Raw genomic sequence first — 26,862 nt, 5'->3', positions numbered from 1 at the left:
GAATAAGATCTAATACTGCTATTTTTTGAGTAATTTGATTAATAATAGTATTTATATTTCAAATTTTTATTATTGAAAAGTTCAAGCATAAGGATATGCAATGGCTGATAAATACAGCAGTTCGGCTAGTTTGATGTCTGCAAAAGACTCAAGTAATCAAGAACATATCATAAGTAATGCAACAATAAAGCAAGCCTTATCAGAGCCCTTTGAAATCAAAGCAATGCTGGTGTCCAGTGGCTTTGACATGCAAGATCAACTAGGTCAGTTCCTTACCATAAACCGTTATTTCAACGAATCTGGCAGCAATACACTCAATCGTTCCTACAATGGAGTTGTGACATTGATCCAACATTTAGGAATGGATTCAAATTTACAAAACCACCAATATGAAATAACGCTTAAACCGTGGTTTTGGTTATTAAAACACACACATTCTTTCCGGGTTTATCAAAATCAATCCACACAAGAAATTGTCAGTGATATTTTCGATAACGCAGGTTTCAAAGGTAACTATAAAATATCCAGCATGCCTTCGACCAAGCGTGAATATTGTTTGCAATATAACGAATCAGATTTTGATTTCGTTTCTCGCCTGCTCGCTGAGGAAGGCGTTCATTATTATTTTGAGCATGCGAGTGGTTCACACACCATGATTTTGCAAGACGCTCAAACTCCATTTGATAAAGCCAGCACTGCAAAATTTGATATGAAGGAAACGCCGACAGGCTCACTTCCTTTGCTTGAAGATTGGTGCCCTACCGTTGCTTTTCATGGCGCGAGTGTCGAGCTATCAAGCTACGATTATTCGCAGACGAAACTCATCACTAGCGGCAGTAAAACCTCCAGCAATACCATTGCCAACAACACTAAACTCGTCAACACGCATTACCCGACTTTGGGTATCAGCGGGGACATGACAGATCTCTCAAGCAATCTTGCCAAACGTCGAATCGAGTATGTTGAGCAGGATTACCAAAGTGTCATTGCCAGCGCAAAACATGATCTCTTCGAGCTCGGTACTTACTTCTCGCTCTCAAGCCATCTAGACAAAGAGCAACTTGGTGACTTTTCGGTCATCAGTATGGAAGTGGAATACACTGAAAGTGCACAGAGCAGCACTAGACTGAAAGTAATTCCAAAAGATACCCCTCACTACCCGCAACCTCGCTCCAAACAAGTGGTTCAGGGCTTGCAAAGCGCAGTCGTTGCTGGCTCAACCGCGGGCGATATTAATCAGGACGAACAAGGTCGCGTGCGTATTCAGTTCCAATGGGATACAGACGCAAGTGGCGACAAAACCAGTTGTTATGTTCGTGTCGCACAAATGCTTGCGGGAAGCGGTTACGGTGCTCAGTTTGTGCCGCGAGCCGGGCAAGAGGTTCTGGTCTCTTTCATTGATGGCGATCCAGATAGACCAATCATCACAGGCAGCGTTTACAACAGCAAAAATGCTCCGCCATACGCAGAAGCCAATACAACAAAGTCTGGCATCAAAACTCAACTTTCCGGACAGAGCAATGAGCTCTACTTCGATGACAAAAAAGACAATGAATTACTTTACCTTCATGCAGCCAAAGACCTGACACAAGAAGTTGAAAACAACCAAACCGAAACCATCAAGGGTGAATTAAGCCAAACAGTCACCAAAGCGGTATCAGTGTCGACAGAAGACAACTACTCGCTGAGCGTAACCAAAGCACTGAGCGAAAAAGCCAAGTCGATTTCGATTGAAGCTGACGATTCTATCGAGCTCAAAGTTGGCTCAAGCAAAATAACCCTGTCCTCATCATCCATTGCCATTGAAGCAACCAATATCGACATCAAAGCGAGCAGCGCACTGAATTTGGAAGGGACTAACGTCACCAGCAAAGCCACTTCAGCCAACAAAGTTTCTGGCACCACGACCGCTCTTGAAGCAACCAGTTCAAACAGTATTTCTGGCTTGAGTATTTCCATCAAAGCGGACACCACGCTCTCTGCTGAAGGCTCTTTGAGTGCGGAGTTTAAATCGGGTCTCAAAGCGACATTTGATGGCGGCGTAATGGGCGAAGTAAAAGGCGCAATTGTAAAGGTTAACTAATGAAATATAAGAAGATTCCATACCAAACGGCTGGGCAAATACTACCGAGATTCAAAGCCAGTGACGAAGCAAAGGCACTGCTCGACGAAGAGACCAGCATCAGCGATGCAATTCAATCACTCACAGACAAAGAGCTCTACAACGACCTCGTGCAGTTTTTGACGCACGCTCTGCCAGTACGGGAGGCAATCTGGTGGGGAGCGTTGTGTTTAAATCAACGCAATGAAGAATGGTCACCCCTTCAAAAACAAAGTGTCGAAACGTGTATGGCTTGGGTGCGTTCCCCCTCCGAAGAATTGCGCCGCAAAGCCGAACATCTCTCTCATCGATTGGAACTTAATTGCGGCCCATCTTGGCTTGCTCAATCGGTATTTTGGAATGGTTCTGGCAGCATCGTTGCACCAGATATTCCACCCGTTATGCCTGATCCATTTCTCTACGCGAAAGCGACTGCGGGAGCGATCAATCACGCAGCCGCCCTTCCTGAATGGGACAAAACTAAACCTTACTATCAAGCCGCAATCGCCATGGCTCTGAATATTGCTGCGGGCGGTCAAGGCACTTCAGATAACCAATCACAAACTGCAGTACAAGGAGAAGTACGATGACGTTACCTGCTGCTCGTATCACTGACATGCATGTATGCCCAATGCAGACACCAGCAACCCCACCAATTCCTCATGTGGGTGGTCCGGTCACCGGTCCTGGAGCTCCAACCGTACTGATCGGAAGCTTACCTGCTGCCACAGTGAGTGATGTTTGTGTATGCGTTGGAACCCCGGATTCTATCGCGATGGGAAGCACGACCGTGCTATTAAGCAATAAGCCTGCAGCCCGAATGGGAGACACGACGTCTCACGGCGGAAGTATCGTTGCAGGAATGCCCACTGTACTTATAGGGGGATAAAACCCCTTTATAAATCAGGACATTATATTGACAGATGTATTCCTCCGACCAATTTTTTGGATCGACATCTTAGTTTTTATTAAATAGTTAATTTTTATCGGCTATTTAGGAAAATCCTCACTAGACTGAAGTTTACAAACTATGAAACCAGAGGAACGGAATTATCTCTGGCTTAATAAAACAATAATTCATGGATTGAATATGGTTGATATTGATAGTCTTTTGGCACCGATCACAGATGGATCGCCGAGTGGCGTCTATCTAAAACTCGATAGAAGTGCCTATCGAGCACTGAGAAACAGTTACAATGCGGCGCAATCGTCATTTCGCCAGTTGGTGGAAACGCCCGAAGCATCCAGTGATGAATCCTTACTTGAGAGTAATGATGAAAACTGGACGCAACTGCGTACCGCGACATTTCACGCTCTCACCCAGTCAAGCAAAGACTTGGAGTTACTAGGTTGGTATATCACCAGTCAGTTGTTCACCGACGCACCCTATCGAAACCTTGCCGACGCAACGCAAGTTCTTCTAAGCACCGTGGAGCAGTTTTGGGACTCTCTCAATCCATTCCTTCCTGAAGACAAACTAAAAAGCGCAGAAGAGTCTGGCATAGCGAGAGAACGTGCTGAGTTCCGTATGAAGCCTTTGCTACAGCTTGTTGGCGAAACTCATGATACAACTGCCGTGTATATGCCTTTGCAGTTAATCGGCTTGATTGATGACATCACTTTTGCAGATTACCTACGTGCAGAGCGCAACGGTTCGCTTGGCGAAATCAAAACTAAAGCGCAAAACCTTTTCAGCGCAGACACGCAAGACATCTTAATGGATCTGGCGCAAACGTATAAGAATCTTGATACTACAGAACAAGCCATCGCGAAGCATTGCCAACCAATTAACGCCACGCCAGTAAGTTTCAAATTCATCAAAGAAAACATCGCTGAACTTATAAATGCGATTCGTTACCTCACCGAAGATAATTTTTCCAAGTGGCCGTTAGACGAAAAATTTAGGCTGTTAAAAGATGAACCACAAGCCGCTGAGATAGAACTACCAAGCGTAAGTGCTGTTGAGCCGACTGATAACATATTGGAATCAGTTGCTCAAACAACGGGTCAAGCGAGTAAAGAAACGAGCCAAACGTCTTCTACTCAGCAAATCGATTCTGTGCCCCCCACTTCAACCACACAGACTCAACCCCTTATCCAAGCGCCTTCCGTTAGCATCGATGTTCAAGTACACAATCGCGACCACGCCTTTCATGAACTTAGAAAGCTCGCCGACTACTTCAAACAAACCGAGCCACACAGCCCTGTTCCGTTCTTGCTAGAGCGCGCAATTCGTTGGGGTTATCTAAGCTTACCAGAACTACTCCAAGAAATGACTGGTGGCAACAACCAAGTGCTCGACCATATCAATCAACTCACAGGAATGGACAATTTAGAACAAACCATTCTGAAGAGAATTCCTGAACCACAATCAGTGCAAGAGCCGGTTTCGACCGTACCACCTGCGACTGAGGTTCAAACTGCCTCTAATGAGGAGTCTCAAAGTGCAACGTCAATTGAACCTACAACGTCAGAGCAAAGCGACACTCCTAATACAACCAACCAACCAGAAGTAAAAACTACTCAATCGTCGAGCGGTATTACCGATTTCGAGTGGTGAAGCATAAATGCTAATAAGCAAAGGAGAACCAAATGGCTTCTATTTACATGAGAATTGATGGCACTACACCAAAAGGTGCTGCAACGGTAGATAAGATCGGTGGCAAGGATGGATTTTTTGCTATTGATACAGTGAACTGGAGTGCCGTTCGTGGCGTTGGCATCGACGTCGGTAACGCGAACAACGCAGACCAAGGCATGGTCGCGCTAGGTGAAGTGAACATCACTCGAGGCTGTGATGGCGCAACGCCTTACCTAACAACGTTCCTATACGCACCAGGTGGTGAAGGTAAAACCATCGAGATCGTGATGACTAAGCCAAACCGTGAAGGTTCTGGTGCAGATCCATACCTAATCCTGACACTGAGCGCAGCACGTATGTCGAGCTACAACATGGGCGCGTCGGATGGTCATCTACCAAATGAATCGTTCAGCCTGACATACACCGAGATTTCGAAAGCGTACTACATCGAAGGCGAAGGCGGCAAAATCGAGAAAGGCCCTGAAGTGGGCTTTGACGCGACGACAGCGAAAGTTACTTCGACAGCTTCTTAATGGAATAAGGAGATACCATTATGGCACTGAACTCCCAACACAAGCGAGTTAGCAAAAACCGTGTAAGTATTACTTACGATGTCGAGACGAATGGCGCAGTAGAAACCAAAGAACTCCCTTTTGTGGTGGGAGTCGTCGGTGATTATTCGGGTCACAAGCAAGACAAAGAAGACGTGGAAGATCGCACCTTCTATAACGTCGACAAAGACAACTTCGATACTGTCATGAAGCGAGTTGGTCCTGAGTTATCACTCAAAGTGGACAACGTTTTGGTTGATGACGACAGCCAAATCGAAGCGAGTCTGAAATTCTCATCAATGAAAGATTTCGAGCCTGAAGCCATCGTTGAGCAAGTTGAACCGCTCAAGAAGCTTGTTGAGACTCGTAACCAACTCAAAGTACTGCTTTCAAAAGCGGACCGTTCTCGTGATCTAGAGAAGCTACTCAAGGAAGTGCTGCAAAGCGCAGACACTATTAACGCCCTTTCCGATGAGCTAGGCATCCAGAAAGAAGGAGCAGAATAATGACGACGGAAGTTGAAAACCAACCACAAGCAGAAGCGGCTGAAGCTTCGCTGAGCTTTCTGGATCGTGCAATCGAAGCGACCACACAAACGCCAGCGGACACGACAAAAGAACTGTTCTCTGTACTGGCAGAGCAAGCGCTAAGCGGTACAGTAACCTGGGACAAGAACGTCACCAAAACGATTGAAAACGCCATCGTAGAGATCGACAAAAAGCTTTCTAAACAGCTATCGAAAGTCATGCAAGAAAATGACTTCCAAAAGCTAGAAGGTTCATGGCGTGGGCTGCAAAAGCTGGTTAAAGAGAGCGACCTAGGACGTTCACTGAAAATCAAAATGGTCGACTACACCAAAGACGAGCTGCTTGATCAATTTGAAGATGCACCAGCCATCGACCGTAGCCCACTGTTTAACGCGGTATACCAAGGCGAATACGGCACAGCAGGTGGTGAACCATACGGTACCTTCATCGGTGATTACGAGTTCAGCGCAAAAGATGAAGACGTCGCCCTACTTCGTTACATGGGTGAAGTAGCCGCTGCGTGTCACGCTCCGTTCATTGCCGCAGCAAACGCTGAAATGTTTGAGTTCAATGACTTCACTACCTTCGAAGAAGGCAAACCTGTCGCGGCTGGTTTTGATTCTCCGGCTTATGCTGCATGGAACTCGTTCCGTGAAAGTGACGACGCGCGTTACGTAACTCTAACACTACCGCGCACACTAGCTCGCCTTCCTTACGGTGAGAAAGGTCTTGGCACCAAGCTGTTTAGCTACGAAGAGTTAAACACTGACCAAGATGGCAACCCGAACCCATCAAGCAATGATGAGTTGGTTTGGTCTAATGCCGCTTACGAGTTAGGTCTGAAAATGACGCAAGCGTTCACTGCGTACGGTTGGTGTACAGCGATTCGCGGTCTGGATAACGGCGGTAAAGTAGAAAACCTACCAAACCTTACGTACAAGACCGAAGCTGGCGACTTGGTTCAGCAATGTCCAACAGAAGTGAACCTAACCGACGAACGCGAGAAAGAGTTAAGTGACCTAGGCTTCTTGCCACTGGTTCACTACAAGAACTCAAACTATGGCGTGTTCATTGGCGGTCAAACAACGCAGCAACCGAAGACGTACACAGATCCAGATGCAACAGCAAACGCAGCGATTTCAGCGCGTCTTCCTTACATCATGGCAAGTGGTCGCATCGCTCACTACTTGAAAGTCATGGGTCGCGACAAGCTAGGCTCAAACCTAGAAGCGCCAGACATTCAACGTGAACTTCAGCTGTGGATCGATCAATACACCAACGCAGGTGCAATTGGTAACGATCAACGAGCGAAAACGCCGTTGGCGGAGTCTCGCATTGAAGTGGTTGAACAACCGGGTAAACCGGGCGCGTATTCAGCTGTTGCTCACCTAAGACCTTGGCTACAACTTGAAGAGCTGACTACGTCGGTTCGTATGGTAGCGAAGATCCCAGGTTAATACCGATCACAGTAAGTAAGTGGTCAGAGTTAGCGCAGGAATAACGCTTGAGAACAAGGCTAAAATTTTCGGTAAGTAGTTATTCTACAGCCAAAATTTTAAACGAAGTTATCGAGCGTTATAACCAGCTAGAACGACCAGTTATTTACTACGATTGGTATACGCACGATAAAGCTTGGTCGAAGTAGGATGCTTCGACCAAGCCAATTCGATTTAGGTCACAAGGATAGTATGAGTAAGATTTATCACTCAGGTTGGCAGACCCAATTTACACAGCTAGACGATAAAGACAGCGACTTTTTACAAGAGGCGCTCTCTTTACTGTCTCAAGTGTCTCGCTCCGCGCTAGACAGTTCAGACGCGCTTATCACACATGTTTCGCGCTTGATTGCAGAGATTGACAATAAGCTCTCGAATCAAATGGATAAGCTATTGCATCATCCAGAATTTGAGGCACTGCAAACCAATTGGCTAGGGCTTCAAGGCTTAGCTACCCTGCCCGTTAATTACCAACGCACTCAACTCAAGCTTCTCAATATGAGTTGGGAAGAAGTGTCTTCCGACGTCAATCAAGCCTACAGCACCAAAACGTCCGAGTTATACAACAAGATCGGCAACCAAGAGTTAAACACCTTAGGCGGACATCCATTCGGTTGCTTGCTGTTCACACAACCTATCGCGGCAGATATGGATTTCGAATCTGACTACGATGATTTGTTCACTGTGGAGCTATTAAGCCGCTTGGGTGAAGCGACGTTATGCCCAATGCTGTTTGCTCCTAATCGCGATTTCTTTGTCGAATCCGGCGCAGACTGGCTGTCTGACATCAACCGAATCGAGAAGATCCTTGCTAGTCCTGATTACCAATCGTGGCAGTCCTTACGCAGTAAGTCCTCTGCGCGTTTTGTCGGTTTAGTGATGCCAGAAATGTGTATGCGTACACGTTATCAAAACGCCAAAGTGGGATTCATCTACAACGAGAAGCAAAACGGGCTTTGGGGCAATGCGGGCTTTGCGTTTGTATCCACCATTATGCGAGAGCATCAACGGGTGAGTTGGTTTGGCTTCTTGAAATCTCGTTGGAACGACAACAACCAAGGTGCCGTGGTCAATCAAAGCCAAAGCGATAGCCATTTTCTGATTCAACCACAAACCAAAGTGACCTTGTTTGGGCAACTGTCGACCTTCTACAGTCGAAGTGGTTTTATCCCTCTTACTAAGAGCCCTTTGAGCGATAAGTTTTACTTCAATGGTAACAATTCGATTTGGCACAACAGCGAGTCTGATAACGAGAAAGTCCTCACTCAAATCCAAACCTCGTTGATGTCTTGCCGTATTGCACATTATCTCAAAGTACAAGTACGCGAAATGATCGGTAGCTTCAAAACAGCGGCTGAGTGTGAGTTGTTCCTCTCCCAATGGGTTGAAAAATTCTCTAGTAACGTCGCGTACGCCAATGAAGAAACCCTATCAAAATACCCATTGAGTTTTGCAAAGATCAGCGTGTGCGACTCTGACCATCATCCGGGCAATTTCGTCTGTACATTGCGTATCGTCCCGCAGTATCAATACGACCATTTCAGTGGCGAAGTGGTGCTGACAACAGAATTGGATGAGGTGGCGTAATGAGTTTTTGGCGTACCTTTGTGCAAACAGCCCCTACGACTCGTCGAGATGATATCGAGGACATCAAGTATCACCTGACTCGCCTGTTTGATTCGGAAGCGTCACTGATGAGCATTGATGATCGATTAACCGAAGTGCAGCGCTCTAACTACCGTTTTGGCATCGAGGATGTGCACCTGTTGAGTGCTAGTCTCGACCACCAGCAATTAGCCCTCAAACTAGAAAACTACATTCGACATTTCGAGCCACGCCTTAGCCAAGTCATGGTTGAACTGGTTGAGCGAAAAGCGGGAGAAAACACCATCGCTTTCAATATCGTCGCCAAATCCAAAACGGCACAGGGCGAAAAAGAGCTGATTTTTGATTCCAAGATTTCATTAAGCGACATGACCACCGATATGAAGGAGGATTTGTATGAGTGATCCTCTACTGCGTTATTACGAGCAAGAGCTGACTTTTGTCCGTCGAGCCCTCGGTCAATTTGGCTCTGAACATCCAGAACACGCACAACGTCTCAATATCCATCAGGGACAAATCGAAGACCCGAGTTTAGCCCGCTTATTGGATGGCGTGGCACTACTGAATGCCAACGTCGAAAAACGTCTATCTGAGCAAATCCCTGAAGTTGTCGAAGGATTACTTGGCGTACTCTACCCAAGTTACATTCAAACTGTGCCAAGTGTGGCGTATCTAGAAATGAGCACAGATGCCCCTTCCACTGACAGCACGACGCTTCCAAAAGGCACACGCTTTTCTTCCGAGTCACAAGGCAAAACATGTTTATTCACCACAACGGATGAACTCAAAACGACACCATTTGCACTGATTGACACCAAGGCAAGCAGCGCACCTTTTGACTTCAATCGCCCACAAGGTAGTGAACAAACTACCGCCGTTATTCAACTCACTCTGTCTACTGGCGATGATGATGTGCACTTCAGTCAATTAGCGTTAGAAGATCTCGACTTCTTCGTTCAAGGTTTCGAGAACAATGCGGATTCCTTGGTTGAACTGCTGCTCAGTGAAGCGCGTGCAATATCGATTTCCGACATCAATGGTGAGAATCACGCTGTCTTAGCTGCCGATCAGCTAAAGAGCCGAATCAGCGATAAGCAGTTTCAATTTCTGCCACAAAAAGGCAATCAATTTTCTGGCTACCATTTGATGAATGAATTTTTCTTCTTCAAAGAGAAACGTCAGTTCTTCCGTCTTAAAGGCTTTGGTGAAGCGTGTCAGCAACATGATTGTTCAACGGTGGTGTTAAACCTGTTTATGCACTCTTTGCCGATGGAGTTTATCCGTCTTTTCGATAATCAAGTGTTTAAGCTCAATGTCGTGCCTGCGGTGAACCTATTCGAGCAGACGGGCGAACCAACCAGTTATGACCAACGCAGCCTCACCATTCCCGTTAATGCCGATGCGCATACCGATAACGAGATTCGAGTGGTCGACATTTTGGATGTGTTTGAGATTACGTCGAGCGGGCAAAAACTGCTGACACCACTGTTTAAAGACAGTTACCAAAGCGACCCACATTGTGATTACTGGCAAAGCCGCAAAGATTCCACTGGTGAACTGCGATTGGCGATCAGCCTAAACGCCAACCAGGAGCTCGAATTCAACAAACTCTATGGCACTCGCCTTCTTTGTACCAATGGCAAACAAGCATGCACCATCAGTGGTGAGATGACATGTTTAGAGCCAATCGATTTACCCGGTGATTTTCATTCGCTCTACCCGCCGTCGGCTCCGATAGAACGTGAATCTGACGCCAATATGCACTGGCAATTTATCGGGCTACTGAACAGTAACTTCTCGTCACTTTTACACTCTGAAGATCCTACTCAGCAGCTCAAGCAAATGCTGCAATTGTGTAGCCGCAATCAGTTGGTGAGCGATGAAATTCAGATGATTCAGTCAGTTAAAGTGCGCTCGCAAGTTTCATCGATGCGTATTCTTGGCAAGAACGTCTTCTCTCCGGGCACAGAGATTGAAATCACTCTCGATACGTCTGGCAACTATCTGACTTTCACCGATGTATTGAATCGCTTCTTCCAACAGTTCTGTAGTTTTGATCGCTACATTCAGCTCACAATTCGTCTTTATGGCAAAGATGGCATTGCGAGGCGTTATCCAAAAATCCACGGGAGCCAACGCTCGATGTAGCGTGGAAGATAGATGATGTCGATTTCACTGATTAACGATTTAAAAGCGAATCCACATGAGTATGACTTTGCTCAAGCAATGCGATTGCTGATGCAAATTACAAAACAGTCTGGACATAAGCTGAAGTTAGAACTCAAAGCAGAGGCCATGCCTCATGGTGATGCCGACGATATTCAATACTTCTCGTTCAGTGACCACAGCGCCAAGGTTCGTATTGCGCAGCAAGCACTATCTGGCGCACAAGGGGTTATCCCAAACTACATCTATGAGGAATTGTTGTTTGCACTGCATAACGACGATCACGCACTTAAGGACTTTTTAGACGTCTTTAATCAACGCCATTTTGAACTTGCCGCACAGCTAGAACTCGCTCCTCACCTCTTGGTGCAGAAAGAGCTAGCAAAAGAAAAAACCGACCTACTCAAACAACTGGCGAACCTGAAACACGAACACGGCGCGCTGTTCCAGTATTCACTGTTGTTCGCTCAAGGGCATCGTAACTTAGAAACGTTAGAACAGATCCTTAACGACTACTTCCCTTACCAAATCGATGTGTCGACTAAGAGCCATGAACGTCGTCAGTTACCAGCAAGTTCTCTTACCCGTTTGGGACAGAAAGACGACTACAACAGCGGAATCGGACAAGGTTTCCTCATTGGCAAAACGTGCATGACTTACAACCAACATTTGGTGGTGAGTATCCAGCCTGCCAACCGCAAAGAACTGCATCAAATTCATCGAGATACTCAGTTGGCGAGCCACATGCGCCAGCTCATTCAACATTATTTACGAGACGCCACGCCGATTTCTATTTATCTCAACGTTAAGCGTGCGTATCTCGAAAAACCAAGGCTGTCTGCTCAACCAGATCAAGCCGCGAAATTGGGTGAAGTGGATTGCCTCGCCCCAGAACGTAAACCTACAGAGCGGATTCGGATTCTTCTGAAATAGCTAGGTAGACACCGCGACGACAAAGAAGGTTATCGCGCAAAAGACAAGGATAAGGTTATGACACAAGTAACGCTGACAAATTTAGTCGCCAAGTTATCGCCAGAATTAAAACGTGCATTGGAAGCTTCTGCGGGTGCAGCTATGAACCAAGGCGTTGCTGCCATTGAGCCGGAACATTGGCTGCTCACGCTATTGAATCAGCAAGACGCGCACTTAACTCTGATTGAAAGTCAGAAGATCAACCAAGATCAACTTGCTAGTGAACTGGCAAATCGCATCGAGCGCTTACCAAAAGTACAGGACAGCCAACCAACGCTCAGCCATGCACTGACCGAACTTCTAAAAGACGCTTGGATGATTGCCTCCGTTAACTATGGTCATGGTGAAATCATCAGCTTGCATCTCGTTCAAGCGCTGTTGCAGCAGAACGTCATAGGCGTATCGAGCAACAATCTCGAATCACTACAGAACGTGTCGACCGAGTCCCTGCAAGGCTTAATCAACAAAACGCCGGTTAAGCGAGCAACACAACAAAGCGCAGGTGAAGCAAGTTCAGCCGCAAACACTGCAAGCGCGAACGACGCACTAAGCAAGTACACCATCAACCTGACTCAACAAGCGATTGAAGGCAATATCGACCCGATTTCTGGGCGTAATTCTGAAGTAAGAAAAGCCATCGACATTCTTTGTCGTAAACGTCAGAACAACCCTATTTTTGTTGGCGAGCCGGGTGTGGGTAAAACTGCTGTCGTTGAAGGCTTAGCGCTGAGAATCGCAGCAGATGAAGTACCAAGTGCGCTGCAAGGCGTTCAACTCCATTCGCTTGATTTAGGGCTATTACAAGCAGGCGCGAGCGTAAAAGGTGAATTTGAAAATCGCCTGAAAGACGTCATCAACGAAGTGAAAAACAGCGATGTGCCAATCATTGTATTTATTGATGAAGCACATACGCTGATCGGCGCTGGCGGTGCAGCAGGACAAAATGATGCAGCCAACCTATTGAAGCCAGCTCTTGCGCGTGGTGAGTTCAAAACCATTGCCGCAACAACATGGGCAGAATACAAAAAGTACTTCGAGAAAGATCCTGCTTTGACCCGCCGTTTCCAAGTCGTCACGGTAGAAGAGCCAAACGCAGAAGATGCCAAACAGATGCTGCGAGGCATTGCGGCTTCGTTGCAAAAGCACCACGGCGCGTTTATCACTGAATCCGCTATTGATGCCGCGGTTAACCTATCCATTCGCTACTTGCCCTCTCGCCAATTGCCAGATAAAGCGATCAGCCTGCTCGATACCGCCAGTGCGCGTATTGCATTAACTCAAGGTGCAAAACCAGAAGTGATTGAAGCGTTAGAGCAAACCATTCGTTATCAACAGAACGAGCAGTCTGCCTTAGAGAAAGAGTTTGATTTGTTCGGCACAGGCGCAGAAGAAATTGCCGAATTGAAGCAAGAAATCACCACCAACCAATCTCAATTAGCGGGCTACCAAACGCGTTGGGAGCAAGAGATTACTTTGGTTGATGAGATTAAAGCGCTTCAACAAAGCATCACAGAAAGCGAAACACCAGACGAAGCTCAGCAAAGCCAGTTGAATTCCCTTCTCGACCAATTACGTGAGCTTCAAGGCGAAGAACCGTTAGTTAATGCGATGGTGGACGATGCGACCATTGCTCAAGTCATTTCCGGTTGGACAGGCATTCCCGTCGGCAACATGATGAGTGATGAAATCGCTCGCCTATTATCACTAGAATCAGAGCTAGATAAGCGTGTTATCGGTCAAAACGTGGCGAAGCAAGAACTGGCAAAAGCGATTCGAATCTCGCGTGCTGGCTTAACCGACAATCGCAAACCAATCGGTGTGTTCTTGATGTGTGGTCCAAGTGGTGTCGGTAAAACTGAAACCGCCATGGCGCTCGCTGAGCAGCTTTACGGAGGCAGCAACGATCTCACGGTTATCAACATGACCGAGTTTAAAGAAGAACACAAAATCTCCATGTTACTTGGCTCGCCTGCTGGCTATGTTGGCTTTGGTGAAGGTGGCGTGTTAACCGAGGCGATTCGCCGCAATCCTTATTCTGTCTTGCTTTTGGATGAGATGGAAAAAGCGCATCCGGGCGTTCATGACCTCTTCTATCAAATCTTCGATAAAGGACACATCAAAGACAGCGAAGGTCGCACGGTGGATTTCAAAAACACCTTAATCATCATGACTTCCAACGCCGCTGACCAAGCGATTTGCGATGTGTGTGATGAAAACGCCGAACGCATCAGCAACGATGAACTGCTTGAAGCGATTCGTCCCGATCTACAACGCTACTTCAAACCTGCGTTCCTTGGACGTACTACCATCGTGCCTTATTACCCACTCAACGATGATGAGCTGGCGAAGATCACCGAAATCGCGCTAAACCGCATTCGTAAAAAACTGGCAGAACAGTATCAAGCGAGCTTTACGTGGGATGCAGGTTTTGTGGATTTGGTTGTCAGCAAAAATACCGACCCTACGACAGGTGGTCGTGCGGTTGAGCAAATCATTAACCGCTCTTTGATGCCGAAGTTGGCTGAAGAATGCATCGCGCGTCTGAGCGCACAACAACCGATTAGCCAAGTGACGGTGACCGCAGCGTCGACGCCACAGGGCTTTGACCTGGATATTCAGTAGTAACGAATCATGATGTTTAGAAGCGTACATTCACCCCATCTCGTCACCACCTCGATACTTGTTCAAGAGGCGGCGGTCAGCTGTGGGGTGAGCTTTTTCCGCAAAATAACCAAGCTGGTTTCATCGCTGTTTATTTTGCTTGGTGCCCTATTCTCGTTTGAAGCATGGGCGCAAGTTTGGATTGGTCCCGACCGATTACTGCTTGCGACCCACAAATGGGCACCGTACCAAACTCACCAAAATCAAAACATGGATGGGTTTGCGCTCAACCGCGTCAAATGCGCGCTGGGCGAAATGGGACAACCTTACCAACTGACCATGACGGAATGGTCTGACGCACAGCTCCACGTACACAGTGGTCAACAGCACGGTTTTTTCGTCTCGCCGAAAACCAGAGAGCACGACAGCTATGCAACGTTGTCTGCTCCTATTACCGAGCAAAAGTTGCGTTGGTATTTTGGTCCCGGTGTAAAGCCTAAGCTTGATGATTTGTCAAAGTTGAACCTTAAGTTCTCGGCAGAATTTGGCTCAAGCACATGGTTTTGGCTGAAACGTAATGGATACAACGTCGTTAAGCAGCCACGAGATGCTAAGGTTTTACTAAGGCTTTTAAAACAAAGAGAAATTGACGTCGCACTGGAAGATGAACGAGTGTTCCATACGGAAATCAGCCAAGCCTCTCTTCCAAGCGATTACTTCTATTCTCAAGTATTCGAAACCAAGCCAATGGGTGTGTATTTCTCTAACCGCTTTTTGGACAAATATTCTGGTTTCTTAACCGCTTTCAACACAGCGTTGGCTAAATGCGAGGGATAACAAGTGGCGATCAGCATACATTTGATTTCTGTACCCTCTGAAGAGGTGGTGACTTCAAGAGTCATCTATCTGCCCGAGTCTGGCGGGCAGTTTGGGCGTTCTGCTTCTTGTGAAGTGGCATTGCCCGATCAATCAAAACGCATCTCGCGTATCCACGGACAAATTCGTCTCACTGACACGGGTTATTTGGTGAAGAGTACTGGCAAGAACCCGGCTCGCCTCAACGATAAAGCCATGGTGAGAGATAAAGATTACCCACTCAACGATGGCGACATTTTAAAGATCGAAAGCTATTCAATGTTGGTATCAACACTCACGTCGAGCAAAGCGCCTGTCGAAGAGCAATCCGATGACCTCTTTGCGACCAAGTTCGACCTGCAACTGGAAGACAATGTCGATTTTCTAGACGAGGGTGAAATCGTCGAACCCGTGAAATCGGAAGTTCATTACTCTCACCAAAATGTAATGAGCGATGACCCCTTCTCCTCCGACCCGTTTGAAGACATCGACGATGACGAACTGGCGGATCACTTTGAAGTGGATGAGGTGTCGAAACAGCAGCAAGCAATGGAGCGTTCTACGGAGATTGAGTATCTTCCGGGAGACCACCTTCCAACGTCAGAGCTAGAAGCCTCCATCGAAAAGCTGATTACGATTACCGAGAAGAATCAACAATACCTTCGCAACCCACCGCTTGCACATGATGCTTTGTTTGATGCGTTGGACAAAACGCTCGATCAGTTCCTCAACGAATTCGCGCCGAACCAACTAGAGAATCAATTTAGCGAATTTGTGTCTGGTGGACTGTTCAGCAGCAAAGACAAGAAGTATTGGAAAATCTACCGCAAACACTTCCAACATCGACAGGACAACGGTGATTTTCGCCGTCAATTTAAAGCGATGTTTATGGAAAACATGCAAAAGCAAAGCGAGGAAAGCTGATGAAGATTTGGCTTAGTTTACTAGCTTTCGCTTTGGTGGGATGTTCATCCGACCCAACACCGGTTGTGACGCAATATCAATTGGCGGTAAGCGCCGAGAAGACAATTAACCCAAGCGTTAACAACAGTACCAATCCTGTGGTAGTGCGCTTGTATCAACTGACCGATGCCCAGCAGTTTAAGCAATTGCCGTTTATCGATTTGTATAACGATGACGTGAGCCTATTAGGCGCAAACTTGGTGTCGAAACAAGTTCTGCCCGTGGTGATGCCAGACAGCAATAGCAAACAAACCTTAGACATCAACAAGACCACTCAATACATCGGCGTATTGGTGGAATTTGCCGAATACGATGCAAGCACGGCGACGGTAGTGACAACCACGCCTCAGGAAGAAGAACAATATATCCAGTTAAAGATCAGCGGTAACAAAGCAGCATTACAAACCGTGACACCAGATTCGCCTTGGTGGGATGTCTTTTAACTCGATTCAGTAGATAGGGAAATCACGTGGACGCATATAAAAAAGTCGTTTGGCAAGAAGGTATGTTCATTGCCCCACAACACTTTCAACAACAAGACAGATACACACAAAACTACGTCAGACAAAACGTCGAAACGCTTGCTGGTTATGCCCCTTACTATGGTGTGACCGACTTGGTGATCAATCACGATCTACTTAAAATTGGCAAGCTTTCCGTCTCTTCTAGCGCGGGTTTGTTCCCAGATGGCACGCATTTCGAACTGAAACGCGAAGTCGCCAGAGATGTGCCGCACGGTACGATTGAGAAAATGGCTTACTTAGCGCTGCCTGTTTCTCTGCAAGGCAATAATGATTACGCCAATGATGAATCGGAACAAAGCCGCTATCTCACACGCACCATCAATGTGTTTGATACTTCAACCTCTGAGAATGCCAGCGTTGAGGTAGACGTCGCACAGCTCAATATAGCGATAAAACTAGAAGGCGAAGACACTTCGGGCTTTACCCTGATTCCTTTCGCCAAAGTATTGGAATGCAGCGAAACGGGCGAAGTGATGCTAGACCGTTCCTTTATTCCTGCGTGTTTGCATTATGGTGCATCACAGTTATTGGTTGAGCGTTTGAAAGAGATTCATGCCCTCACCTCTAACCGTGCCACCAGCTTGCTCAAACGTATTCAAGCCGGACAAGGGCAAAAGAGCCCACAGTCGATGATGCAGGATTACCTGTGGCTGCAAACACTCAACACTTGGCTTCCGTGGTTTGATTTATCTTTGTCGAATCCAAAGTTTCAAACCCATCAGCTTTATTTGGAGCTACGCAAGTTTGAAGCGCAAGTCATGGCGTCCACACCTGCGATCCCAGAGCCTTGCCAACCGTTGGATTTCCATCGTCTGTACGATTGCTTTAACCCGCTTTTTTCGGATTTGCGCAATATGCTCACGTTGGTTCAACAAGACTCTGTGATTGAGTTTGCGTTCGACACTTCGTTGTTTGAACGACGCCGCTTGCTTCGCACTCTGGTAAAAGATGGTCACAACCTGTCCGATCGCCGATTCGTTCTCAGTGTCCGTTCCAATATAAGCAGCACCGAGCTTAACGAATTGTTCCCTGCGGCAGCCAAACTGAGCAGCAATAACAAGATTGTCGAGATTGTGCGTAATGCCCTTTCTGGCGTTCAGCTGACGCCGCTTCCTGTTGCGCCAAGTGAACTAAAACCAATGCAAGGTACAGCGTATTTTGAAGTGGATACGTCAGATCGCAATTGGTTAGAAATGATTGAAAACCGCGATGCACTGGCGCTGCACGTCGATACACGTGTTGGCGACCTAGAAGTGATGCTGTACGCACTGAGGTAGTAAGTTATGAACTATTTGGATGAAGACACCTTAGTTTGGGACAGCAGCGAAAACGACTTCGTGAGTAAAGACACCGACATGCCAGACGTAAAGTGGCATTCGGTCAATGCTGCGCAAGCCAATATTGGGTTCTTGCATCATTTCGACAAAGCCGAGAATCAGCTGATCAACATCAGTTCTGAGTTACTGGCTGTCACGCTCAAGATCAACACCTTGCCGGAGCCCGAAGACATCACTACGCTCAGGCATCAACTGGTGGCTTCTATTAATGAGATCAAAACCAAAGGCGCCGAGCTGACCTACCCAGTCGCCGTGATCGACAAGCTCTGTTTCCTGTATGCCGTGGTTTTGGATGAATTGATTGTCTACACCGATTGGGGTGAAAAACGCGGATGGGAGAACAAAACCTTACTCAGTGAACTGTTTGGTATGCGCAACGGTGGTGAGCTTTTCTTTACTGTGGCAGAGAAAGCAGCGCGCCAACCGCACAAGCTGATCGACTTATTAGAAGTGGTTTACCTGTTTCTCAATATCGGGTTTAAAGGTCAGTACCGTGAAACGGGCAGCGAACAGCTAAAGAGTTTTACCTACCGCTTAGAGCAGATTTTAAGTCAATACCGACAAGCCGGTGGAATCTATTGCCATACTAAGGTTTCGGTGCCTAAAACACGTAAACCAACGCGCAAAAAACGTTACCTTGTCACTACATTATTTTTCCTAACTATCATTGGTTTGAGTGTTGCTCTGACCTATTTCTGGTACAACAAAACCAAACCACAGCGGGCACGAGATTTTGTCCAGCTTAGTGAGTACAGCCAACGCTATATTGAATCTGGTCGTGCGGAAGACATCGTTTATGTCAGCACTGACGACGATTTAAAAGGCAATAAAGTCGCGGTAAACACCACTCAACCACCTCGTCCAGTCCCGAGCCAATCAAAAGCCGTGACGCCACAAGCGAAAACTTTGACGCCAGAAACAACGAGCAATCCAACGACAAACCCTGCAGCGGACACTGATTGGCTGGTGCAACTTGCGACCTTCTCTAACCTTAAAAACGCCGAGAATTTTATCGCCCAACTGCCGACATCCAACTATCAACCTGTCGCGGATAACATCAATTCATACGTTCGCGTCATTGTTCGATGTGACAACTCAGAACAAGCGAAAACCATCAATAACTGGTATCGAGAGAATGCCAACGTCAACGGCTTAGTGGTGCATAACAAAAACAAACAAAGCGAGGTTGAGTCACAATGACGCAAGACAACCCAAACACACCAACAAGAAAAAAGGCAATCATTTGGAGCCTTGTTACCCTTCTGCTTCTGGCAATCTTAGGCGGCTTACTGACTTGGTTTGTTGCGTATCCTGATTTCTTATGGACAGGCGTCATCACGACAACCATTATGGCACTGCTCTCTGCTGGGCTTTGCTTTTGGTTAATCAACCGCAAGGTGAAAAAGAGTCTTGAGCAAGACCAAGAACGTGCACTAATTATCAAACGCTCCAAGTTACTCGCCTTCCACTTCAAGAAAATGCTCGGCGTACAAAAACGTAAAAAGCGCTTAACCAGCCGTTACGATCAGCCGATTTATGTCTTACTCAGCGACAACCCGAGCAAAGACAAAAGCATCATCACGCAGATGGGTTACGAAGCTTATAAGGTGGATGACTTTGGTAACGACATTGAGTTTCCGATTCTATTTTGGCTCAGTGAATACTCAATTCTCATTTCCGTCAGCACGGGCGACGATCAGCAACCGCTTTACTTAAAAACACTGTGCCAATGCCTTAATAAATGGCGCCCGAGACAAGCGATTAACGGCTTGTTGCTAACCACAGAAATTGAACAGTTAGTAGGTAATAGTGAAACCCTTTCACAAAAAGCCGACCAATTGAAATCGCAAATCAAAGCATTCAATCGTTCATTTGGTTTGAACCTACCTGTCTACAATGTCCTAACCAACATGGGTCAAGTGAGCGATTTCTGTCAGTTCTTTTCTGCGTTTGATGAGGCGAGACGCAATGAAGTGTTCGGCGCCACCAGCCCAGTGCAAAAACATGGTGGCATTGATGCCGATTGGTTCAATGACGAATACGACCACCTCATCGGTCAGTTAATCTCGAACATGAGCAACGCGTTGGGAGCACAGCTCAACCAAGATTTCCGCAATGCCATTTGTGGGGCACCTTACCAATTTGGTCTGCTTAAACAGAATTTGTGGCATTTCTTACAACGCTTGCACCGAGGTGACCAATACACAGATGGGCTCAACTTCCGCGGCTTCTACTTTACCCACAGTGGCGGTGATTTCGCACAGCATGATTTACTGGCGAATGTGGTCAATCAATCCCTCGGCAATGAGCAATATCAGCAACACCAACAAATGCCTGTTCAACAAACCTTGTTTGCTCAGCATTTGATGTCTCATGTTGTGTTAAATGAAAACACTTTAGTTGGGGTTAACCGACATAAAGAGAATTGGTTGTGGTTCAGCCAAACCGCCTACACCCTAATTTGGCTCGGTTTATTGATTGGTACACTGACGATTCTCAAGCTCGACTTCGATTATCAAACCAATCGTGAAGCCAAAGCCGATGGCATGTTAGAGCGTTACAAAGAAGCGATCGCAGCACAGCCATACAGCAAAGAAGATTTGGTGGGCAACATTCCAAACTTGTACACCATGCATCGCATTTACGCGCTATATCAGGAGCCTGAACCTTGGTATACATTGCCATTCCTACCGAATGCGACCATCAAACCAGAAGTTGAAGCGGCTTACACCAAAGAGCTACAACAAGTTTTACTCCCTTCTATGGCGCATACCATTGAGAATGACCTTTATGTGTATGTGAACTTGGAAGACCAAGCCAGAACACTCGAATTGCTGAACGACTATCGACTGTTGTTTGATAAAAATCGCACCAACATTGAAGAGTTGAAGAGCTACTTTTTGGCAAACTTAGAGCATCAAGGTGAAGCGGACAAAACCAATGTAGCTCAGCTCAAAGTGCTGCTCGACGATGTGTTTAACCAGCATCTAGTGGCGACAACCGCCAATCAAGAGCTTGAAGGGTTGGCAAAGCGAGTCATCAATCAATCCAATATCGAGACGCTACTCTACCAACACATTTTGAATGATCATGCGTACGAGAAACGCATCGACGTGCGTAAAGAACTTGGCTCCAACTTCAACCAGATATACCAATTCAAACCTGGCTACGTGGGTTATTTCGTTCCTTACTTGTACACACCGACAGGCTTTAACGAGCTGGATCTTTCGGTGGAATCTCCTCTTCTTATCGAAGCGTTATCCGCTTATGAAGGCATCGCAGGGCAAACACCAAGTGCGCTAGAGATGCATCGAATCAGCCACGATTTGAAACGCATGTACCAAAACGATTACATCAATTACTGGCGCGATTTTATTAACAGCATCGAGGTGAAAACCATTTCTGGTTCTGAGCAGTTAAATGCCAGCTTGAACGTACTCAACAATGCCTCAAACAACCCAATGTCTAAGCTGTTTACCACCATCAGCAACTACACTTCGGTTCTTCTACCTGAGCCAAAAGATGCGAAGAAGAAAACCGATGAAGAGATTGCCGATGCTGCGCAAGACAACGAGAAGAAAGAATCCGCTCGACAAATCACCCTGACGTTTAATGATTTCCACAAACAAGTGACACCAGATGATCAAGGTAAGAAGCCAATAGATTCCGTTCTGGAAGGTTTCGCTAACACTGCCAAATGGCTTGATCAGTTCTACAAATCCAACACACCAGACAAAGTGGCGTACGAAACGTTATCTGCAGGTTTAAAAGCGCAAAATCCGGTCGCGCAGTTGGCGTCACTGACCGATTCCCAGCCACCGCTATCCGGTGAAGTGATTGACTACGTGACAGTGCAAACTAATGAGTTGGTGATGAACTTAGCTCACCAATACCTTAATAGTATGTGGAACAGCGAAGTCTACCAGCCTTATGAAAACACCATCGCGGCTTTCTACCCGTTTAAGAAAAGTGCCAACAGCGACGCAAGCACGGCGGATGTTGCTGCCTTCTTCAAGACCGATGGCACGTTGGACACCTTCTATCAAACCATGTTGAAAGGCTTTTCGACAGAGCAACGAGCGCCGTTTATGTCCGGCTTATTGCCAAATACTGGCTTTGCATTAGATCCTGCGATATGGCTGATGTTTGATAAAGCCAAAGACATTCGCTCTGCCCTGTTTTTAGCTGACCCGAAAAACGTCGCGATTCAATTCCAGATGAAACCAACAGAGATGAGCTCGGCACTGACTGAGTTTTCCATTCGGGCTGAAAAACCGATTTTCACCTATCAACACGGTCCGATGTTGTGGACACAACAAAGCTGGAAAGGTGATTCTGTCGCGCAAGATGCACTAACGGTGCGTCTACAAAAACAAGCAACGCCGATTGCCAATGAGCAGTTTAAAGGCAGTTGGGCATGGTTCCGCTTGATTGAGCCGCGCGTCACTTCAACCTCTTCGCAAAGTACCCAACTTGAGTTTGATTACAATGGCGATAAGGTTCGCTTAACGATTAAAACTCAAGGTCAGAACAATCCGTTCGTACCAAATTTCTTTGCCGGCTTTGTTTTACCTGCGAGCATTTAGTGATGAACACGTTCGCCAATCAAACCCTGTTTAGAGCCTGTGGCGTTACTTATGTAGCGCCTTTGAGCGAAAACGTGTTTCAGTGCGAGCACAAACTTTATGGCACGGTGGTCATCAAGGTAGCGCGCAGCTTAGCTGAAAAACGGGCTTTGATGGCGGAAGCGGATTTTCTATCCAAATACGCGTCGGATTACTGGGCGAACTTTCATGGTTATGGCTCGCAAAACCACGGCGACTGGTTAATGAGTCAATATCTGGAAGGCAAAACACTTAACGCAATAGAACCTGATTTATTACCTCAAGATATAATAACCAAGCTTGAATTCGCTTTGCTCAATCTACACAAAACGAAATATCTGCATGGCGATATCAAGCCACATAACGTCATCGTGACGTCAAACAACCAAGTTCGGCTTATCGACTTTGGCAGCGTGATTCGAGTTGATGCTAAATACCGAGAGCATACACATACAACCGTTAGCCGAGCCTATAGTGCGACCCGCCCCTCTCTGCGTATCGGTCAGGCAAGCAAGAACGATGATTTCTATGCCTTAGCAATAACCTTGCTCAGTTGTCACGATCAACATCCCTTTGCAGGTCTCTCATTACAAGAAGCGGCAGAACTGCTACCTCCTCCTAATAACGTTGAGCTACCAACGCGCTACCAAGTTCTGATACAAAAAGAGTGGCAACGAATGCGCCACTCTCTGAAGTTGTAGGGTTTAAACGCTCTAAGCTCTCTGGCTTACGCGTCTGATGATTTGGACTTCAGATACTTCTCAATATCTACCTCATCAACCTGTTCGGCTGGCATAAACTTGTTGGCATATTCACGGTAAACCCCGCTTTCTAAGAACAACAAGAACAAGTCCATATCCAAATGCTCGTCCAGTGCCATCTTGTACATGATGTCGACCGCAACACTCACTGGCTTGGCTTTTTTGTAAGGTCGATCTCCCGCCGTTAATGCTTCAAAGATATCCGCAATCACTAAGATGCGTTCTGGGGTTGATAAATCTTCTGCACTCAATCGACGCGGATAGCCTGTGCCTTTCAGCGTCTCATGGTGAGTCGAAGCGTAACGCGGTACGTTACTTAACTCCGGAGGGAATGGCAGTGCCCCGAGCATTTTGATGCCACTGATCATGTGCTCGTTAATTTTGAAGCGGTCTTCTGGTGTTAACGTCCCGCGGGAAATCGTCAGGTTGTACACTTCACCCAAGTTATATTGATGCTCTGGCACTTGCACCTTAATGCCATGCTCTGGTGCAAATTCCATTGGGCGAACGCGCTCGATAATATGGTCAGGCTTATCCGCCAAAAGGTTTTCAACCACAGGTAGTGTCACCTCAGATTTTGGCTTAATCATTTCTTCAAATGGAGAAAGACCAAGATGATCATCATAGTGACGCAACCAAGTTTGTTGGGCGATTTGTTTAATGCGCTCAATCTTATCGTCACTCATGAACTCACCACCCACGTTGGCGTTGGCAACAAATCGGAAGTCTTCATCCAACTGCGCAACTCGTTGGTCGAACTTGGCTTGCGCCTCTTCTTTTGACAGTTCACCAGTAGATATCGACTTCCACATTTCCACTTCAGCATCTCGTCTTAGTACTTCGAAACGAGTGCGAATTTCATTGATGCGGTTATAGTTGGCTTCTAACTTAGTGCCTTTATCAACGATGTGTTCTGGCGTGGTGATCTTGCCACAGTCATGTAACCAAGCCGCGATACGGAATTCACGTCGTTCATCGTCATTGTTGAATTTAAAATCTTTGAACTTACCGGTGTCGCACTTCTCTACGGCCTCTGCCAACATCAAGCCAATTTCTGGGACACGATTACAGTGCCCCGCAGTATAAGGAGACTTGTCATCGATCGCTTGCGCGATAAGGCGAATAAAGGCCTCAACAAACTCTTCTTGCTGTTGCTCGTGATGCTGAATCTCTTGCGTCATTTCGGTAACTGAGTCAGACAAGTCAGAAACTTCTTTGATACGCGTTTCTACCGATGCTAATTGGTCAAATTCTCGATTTTTGATTTTGATGGTTTCTTTTCGAAGCGCCAGAATCGGACGCACAATAGGTGAGCCAACCTTCCATGCTAATGGAAATAAGATGACCATCACGATAGAGGTAAACGCAATAGCCTTGGACAATCGACTGGTGACAGCATCAGTCACGACTTGCTCGGAAACTAACACCGCAAAGTAGTCACTTGTTCCACGAGTAGATTGCAACTTAGTGATATAGAGAAATCGATGCTCTCCCTCAATGGTCACTTTGTTCATCGTGTCGTGTTTGTCTTTTTGGGTTGCTAGCTCATAGACTTCTGGATAAGGCGCAAAACTGCCTCGCCATTGATGGGGTTTAAACCACTTCTCTTCCAACGCGGATTGTTGTTCTGGTGTAATACTGTCGATTGCCTGATTGACAACTTGCATCAATCCACTGTTTTCATCTTGCATGAACACAGAAAATTCCAGAGGTGATTCCGTCAATTTTGTCACATGGATATTGGTAATTTTCACTAGTCGCTTCATCTCGACCATGGTTAGGTAACTGTCTACAAGGTATTCAATATCCCCCATGTGCAACGCTCGTTTTGCTAAATCGAGATTAGGTTGTTCAACAATATTGAGTGTCGGATAACGTTCGAGTAACCACTCCTTCATTCCAAAGCCAGCGACGACGCCCACTTTTTGGTTCGTGAGTTCAGTTAGAGAAACGGGCATCGGAATATCGATTTTGGCTGCGATAGCCAGTTGTCCGTAAAATATCGGATGGCTCTTGAGACCAAATTCAGAGGGAGCACCAAGCACGGGCTGAAGTATATCTATTTCGCCATTGCGATACTTCTTCACCAATTCTGCAGAACTGAAGCCATTTACGAACTCCACTGCCATGCCCGTTTTCTTAGCGATGAGTTTTAAAACATCGATAGCATATCCACCAGGCTCACCACTCTCGGTATAATCGTATGGTCCCCAATCATTCTGGTTGGACACAACAAACTCTTTATCATTCAATAATGCTTGCTGTTCTTTTGTTAAAGTTAACGGTGGCGATGTCGGAATTTCAACCTCTTGAAATACGTTGATGCTTGAAGCGATCACTTCACCTCGATTGTTAAAAATGAACGACTCTACGCCATCATCTTTTTTCATTCCGAGTTCAGTCGCTGTGATTTTCTCACTCAGAGACGAGAGCACGGTATCGACACCGATCACGGCGCCTTTATTACTGCGAACAGAATAGGATTGACCGGTGATTTTTAAATGCTGAAATAAGTAGGGGTCGGTCTTGTAGACACTGTTTTTTGAGGCATTGTCGAACCAAGGTCTCCGAGATGGATAGAAGTTACTAGTTTGTTTTGTAGTACGAACCAGCTCAAGCGACTCTGAATAAAATAAGGAATATCTTGTTCGCTCTTCGCCTTCTCCCACAATTTTGATAACCGCCCAACGTTCATCAGGTGCCGCTCCTATTTTTCCTCTAACAATTGAAGAAGATTCCAAGTTAACTACTTGAAAGAAGAACTCTTCCTGATTCGCAAAGTAAATACTGTAAAAGACAGGATTATCAATCAAGGTTTGGGTAAATACGTGCTGAATTTCATCTTCACTAAATTGTGTATCACTGTAATCAGCTACACTCCGCAGTATCCCAGCACTACTTGTTGCACTCGCATCAATTTGATGGATATGGTTACTGACGTCTTTAGCCGTCATGGTTAAGCGCGTCAAAATATGTTCCTCTGACATCTGCTTACCAAAGTAGTATTGCATACCAACCCCGAGTAACGCAGTCACTGCAGTAGCAAATATGAAGAGACTTCCGACGGTGAACTTAATCGAAAACTTACGAGGAGAACCTGATTTAGTTTTCACGCGATAACGCCCTCCAATGGCATTGACGACAAGAAAATTCGCTACCTATGTTGGCAACTTGAGGCATATTAATATCAAGTCTAGTACATATTTTTCATAGACTTG

20 protein-coding genes are annotated in these 26,862 nt (G+C 46.3%); 19 read left to right on the top strand and 1 reads right to left on the bottom strand.

The annotated features are described in order from the left end of the window. Nucleotides 1-100: 100 nt before the first annotated feature. The 19 genes from J4N44_RS07425 to J4N44_RS07335 all read left to right on the top strand — a co-directional run bounded on the left by J4N44_RS07425 (nt 101) and on the right by J4N44_RS07335 (nt 23,584). The gene (locus J4N44_RS07425; RefSeq protein ID WP_252045031.1) at nt 101-2,083 is read left to right on the top strand and encodes a type VI secretion system Vgr family protein; all 1,983 of its coding nucleotides are present in this window, start codon (nt 101-103) and stop codon (nt 2,081-2,083) included. Next, a complete protein-coding gene (locus tag J4N44_RS07420; RefSeq protein WP_252045030.1) occupies nt 2,083-2,691 on the top strand; it encodes a DUF6931 family protein in 609 nt (202 codons plus the stop codon). Before J4N44_RS07425 ends, J4N44_RS07420 begins: the two co-directional genes overlap by 1 nt. Further along, nucleotides 2,688-2,990, top strand: coding sequence for a PAAR domain-containing protein (locus J4N44_RS07415; RefSeq protein ID WP_005426629.1), 303 nt, complete (start codon nt 2,688-2,690; stop codon nt 2,988-2,990). The genes J4N44_RS07420 and J4N44_RS07415 overlap by 4 nt, the downstream gene beginning before the upstream one ends. Before the next feature lie 201 nt (nt 2,991-3,191). Further along, on the top strand, nt 3,192-4,661 hold the full coding sequence (locus tag J4N44_RS07410; RefSeq protein WP_252045029.1) for a type VI secretion system protein TssA: 1,470 nt from the start codon (nt 3,192-3,194) through the stop codon (nt 4,659-4,661). Between the two features lie 32 nt (nt 4,662-4,693). Beyond that, nucleotides 4,694-5,215, top strand: a complete 522-nt coding sequence (locus J4N44_RS07405) for an Hcp family type VI secretion system effector (protein WP_005443647.1) — start codon at nt 4,694-4,696, stop codon at nt 5,213-5,215. Between the two features lie 20 nt (nt 5,216-5,235). Then, on the top strand, nt 5,236-5,739 hold the full coding sequence (gene tssB / locus J4N44_RS07400) for a type VI secretion system contractile sheath small subunit (protein WP_005443648.1): 504 nt from the start codon (nt 5,236-5,238) through the stop codon (nt 5,737-5,739). Continuing rightward, nucleotides 5,739-7,217, top strand: coding sequence for a type VI secretion system contractile sheath large subunit (gene tssC / locus J4N44_RS07395; RefSeq protein WP_005426542.1), 1,479 nt, complete (start codon nt 5,739-5,741; stop codon nt 7,215-7,217). The genes tssB and tssC overlap by 1 nt, the downstream gene beginning before the upstream one ends. 231 nt (nt 7,218-7,448) lie before the next feature. After that, the gene (locus J4N44_RS07390; protein ID WP_252045028.1) at nt 7,449-8,843 is read left to right on the top strand and encodes a type VI secretion system contractile sheath domain-containing protein; all 1,395 of its coding nucleotides are present in this window, start codon (nt 7,449-7,451) and stop codon (nt 8,841-8,843) included. Beyond that, nucleotides 8,843-9,265 (top strand): type VI secretion system baseplate subunit TssE, encoded by a 423-nt coding sequence (tssE, locus tag J4N44_RS07385; protein ID WP_252045027.1) that lies wholly within the window; start codon nt 8,843-8,845, stop codon nt 9,263-9,265. The genes J4N44_RS07390 and tssE overlap by 1 nt, the downstream gene beginning before the upstream one ends. Next, nucleotides 9,258-11,009, top strand: a complete 1,752-nt coding sequence (gene tssF / locus J4N44_RS07380) for a type VI secretion system baseplate subunit TssF (protein WP_252045026.1) — start codon at nt 9,258-9,260, stop codon at nt 11,007-11,009. Before tssE ends, tssF begins: the two co-directional genes overlap by 8 nt. Nucleotides 11,010-11,021: 12 nt before the next feature. Next, nucleotides 11,022-11,960, top strand: a complete 939-nt coding sequence (locus J4N44_RS07375; protein WP_252045025.1) for a type VI secretion system baseplate subunit TssG — start codon at nt 11,022-11,024, stop codon at nt 11,958-11,960. 57 nt (nt 11,961-12,017) lie between these two features. Continuing rightward, nucleotides 12,018-14,621, top strand: coding sequence for a type VI secretion system ATPase TssH (tssH, locus tag J4N44_RS07370; protein ID WP_252045024.1), 2,604 nt, complete (start codon nt 12,018-12,020; stop codon nt 14,619-14,621). Nucleotides 14,622-14,633: 12 nt separating this feature from the next. Further along, on the top strand, nt 14,634-15,437 hold the full coding sequence (locus J4N44_RS07365) for an ABC transporter substrate-binding protein (protein ID WP_217706692.1): 804 nt from the start codon (nt 14,634-14,636) through the stop codon (nt 15,435-15,437). Between the two features lie 3 nt (nt 15,438-15,440). Then, nucleotides 15,441-16,379 (top strand): type VI secretion system-associated FHA domain protein, encoded by a 939-nt coding sequence (locus J4N44_RS07360; protein ID WP_045416614.1) that lies wholly within the window; start codon nt 15,441-15,443, stop codon nt 16,377-16,379. Next, entirely contained in the window at nt 16,379-16,861 is a 483-nt protein-coding gene (gene tssJ, locus J4N44_RS07355) for a type VI secretion system lipoprotein TssJ (RefSeq protein ID WP_005451918.1), read from the top strand. The genes J4N44_RS07360 and tssJ overlap by 1 nt, the downstream gene beginning before the upstream one ends. 26 nt (nt 16,862-16,887) lie before the next feature. Beyond that, a complete protein-coding gene (gene tssK, locus J4N44_RS07350) occupies nt 16,888-18,219 on the top strand; it encodes a type VI secretion system baseplate subunit TssK (protein WP_252045023.1) in 1,332 nt (443 codons plus the stop codon). Nucleotides 18,220-18,225: 6 nt separating this feature from the next. Then, complete coding sequence (gene icmH / locus J4N44_RS07345) at nt 18,226-19,479, top strand: type IVB secretion system protein IcmH/DotU (RefSeq protein WP_252045022.1); 1,254 nt, start codon at nt 18,226-18,228, stop codon at nt 19,477-19,479. Beyond that, nucleotides 19,476-22,865 carry a type VI secretion system membrane subunit TssM gene (tssM, locus tag J4N44_RS07340; protein WP_252045021.1) on the top strand — a complete coding sequence of 1,130 codons (3,390 nt, stop codon included), beginning with the start codon at nt 19,476-19,478 and terminating at the stop codon, nt 22,863-22,865. The genes icmH and tssM overlap by 4 nt, the downstream gene beginning before the upstream one ends. A gap of 2 nt (nt 22,866-22,867) precedes the next feature. Then, complete coding sequence (locus J4N44_RS07335; protein ID WP_252045089.1) at nt 22,868-23,584, top strand: protein kinase domain-containing protein; 717 nt, start codon at nt 22,868-22,870, stop codon at nt 23,582-23,584. A gap of 26 nt (nt 23,585-23,610) precedes the next feature. Here J4N44_RS07335 and J4N44_RS07330 read toward each other — a convergent pair whose 3' ends face one another. Next, nucleotides 23,611-26,757 carry an HD domain-containing phosphohydrolase gene (locus J4N44_RS07330; RefSeq protein WP_252045020.1) on the bottom strand — a complete coding sequence of 1,049 codons (3,147 nt, stop codon included), beginning with the start codon at nt 26,755-26,757 and terminating at the stop codon, nt 23,611-23,613. Nucleotides 26,758-26,862 lie beyond the last annotated feature (105 nt).

The organism is Vibrio sp. SCSIO 43155, from assembly GCF_023716605.1.
GTDB classification, from domain to species: domain Bacteria; phylum Pseudomonadota; class Gammaproteobacteria; order Enterobacterales; family Vibrionaceae; genus Vibrio; species Vibrio harveyi.
Note: the sequence above shows the minus strand (reverse complement) of the source record. Positions and strands in the feature narration are given on the sequence as shown.

What these genes read in the sequence shown, in the direction of transcription:
- J4N44_RS07425 (WP_252045031.1), top strand. Translation starts at nt 101, where the DNA reads ATGGCTGATAAATACAGCAGTTCGGCTAGTTTGATGTCTGCAAAAGAC.
- J4N44_RS07420 (WP_252045030.1), top strand. Translation starts at nt 2,083, where the DNA reads ATGAAATATAAGAAGATTCCATACCAAACGGCTGGGCAAATACTACCG.
- J4N44_RS07415 (WP_005426629.1), top strand. Translation starts at nt 2,688, where the DNA reads ATGACGTTACCTGCTGCTCGTATCACTGACATGCATGTATGCCCAATG.
- J4N44_RS07410 (WP_252045029.1), top strand. Translation starts at nt 3,192, where the DNA reads ATGGTTGATATTGATAGTCTTTTGGCACCGATCACAGATGGATCGCCG.
- J4N44_RS07405 (WP_005443647.1), top strand. Translation starts at nt 4,694, where the DNA reads ATGGCTTCTATTTACATGAGAATTGATGGCACTACACCAAAAGGTGCT.
- tssB (WP_005443648.1), top strand. Translation starts at nt 5,236, where the DNA reads ATGGCACTGAACTCCCAACACAAGCGAGTTAGCAAAAACCGTGTAAGT.
- tssC (WP_005426542.1), top strand. Translation starts at nt 5,739, where the DNA reads ATGACGACGGAAGTTGAAAACCAACCACAAGCAGAAGCGGCTGAAGCT.
- J4N44_RS07390 (WP_252045028.1), top strand. Translation starts at nt 7,449, where the DNA reads ATGAGTAAGATTTATCACTCAGGTTGGCAGACCCAATTTACACAGCTA.
- tssE (WP_252045027.1), top strand. Translation starts at nt 8,843, where the DNA reads ATGAGTTTTTGGCGTACCTTTGTGCAAACAGCCCCTACGACTCGTCGA.
- tssF (WP_252045026.1), top strand. Translation starts at nt 9,258, where the DNA reads ATGAGTGATCCTCTACTGCGTTATTACGAGCAAGAGCTGACTTTTGTC.
- J4N44_RS07375 (WP_252045025.1), top strand. Translation starts at nt 11,022, where the DNA reads ATGATGTCGATTTCACTGATTAACGATTTAAAAGCGAATCCACATGAG.
- tssH (WP_252045024.1), top strand. Translation starts at nt 12,018, where the DNA reads ATGACACAAGTAACGCTGACAAATTTAGTCGCCAAGTTATCGCCAGAA.
- J4N44_RS07365 (WP_217706692.1), top strand. Translation starts at nt 14,634, where the DNA reads ATGTTTAGAAGCGTACATTCACCCCATCTCGTCACCACCTCGATACTT.
- tssJ (WP_005451918.1), top strand. Translation starts at nt 16,379, where the DNA reads ATGAAGATTTGGCTTAGTTTACTAGCTTTCGCTTTGGTGGGATGTTCA.
- icmH (WP_252045022.1), top strand. Translation starts at nt 18,226, where the DNA reads ATGAACTATTTGGATGAAGACACCTTAGTTTGGGACAGCAGCGAAAAC.
- tssM (WP_252045021.1), top strand. Translation starts at nt 19,476, where the DNA reads ATGACGCAAGACAACCCAAACACACCAACAAGAAAAAAGGCAATCATT.
- J4N44_RS07335 (WP_252045089.1), top strand. Translation starts at nt 22,868, where the DNA reads ATGAACACGTTCGCCAATCAAACCCTGTTTAGAGCCTGTGGCGTTACT.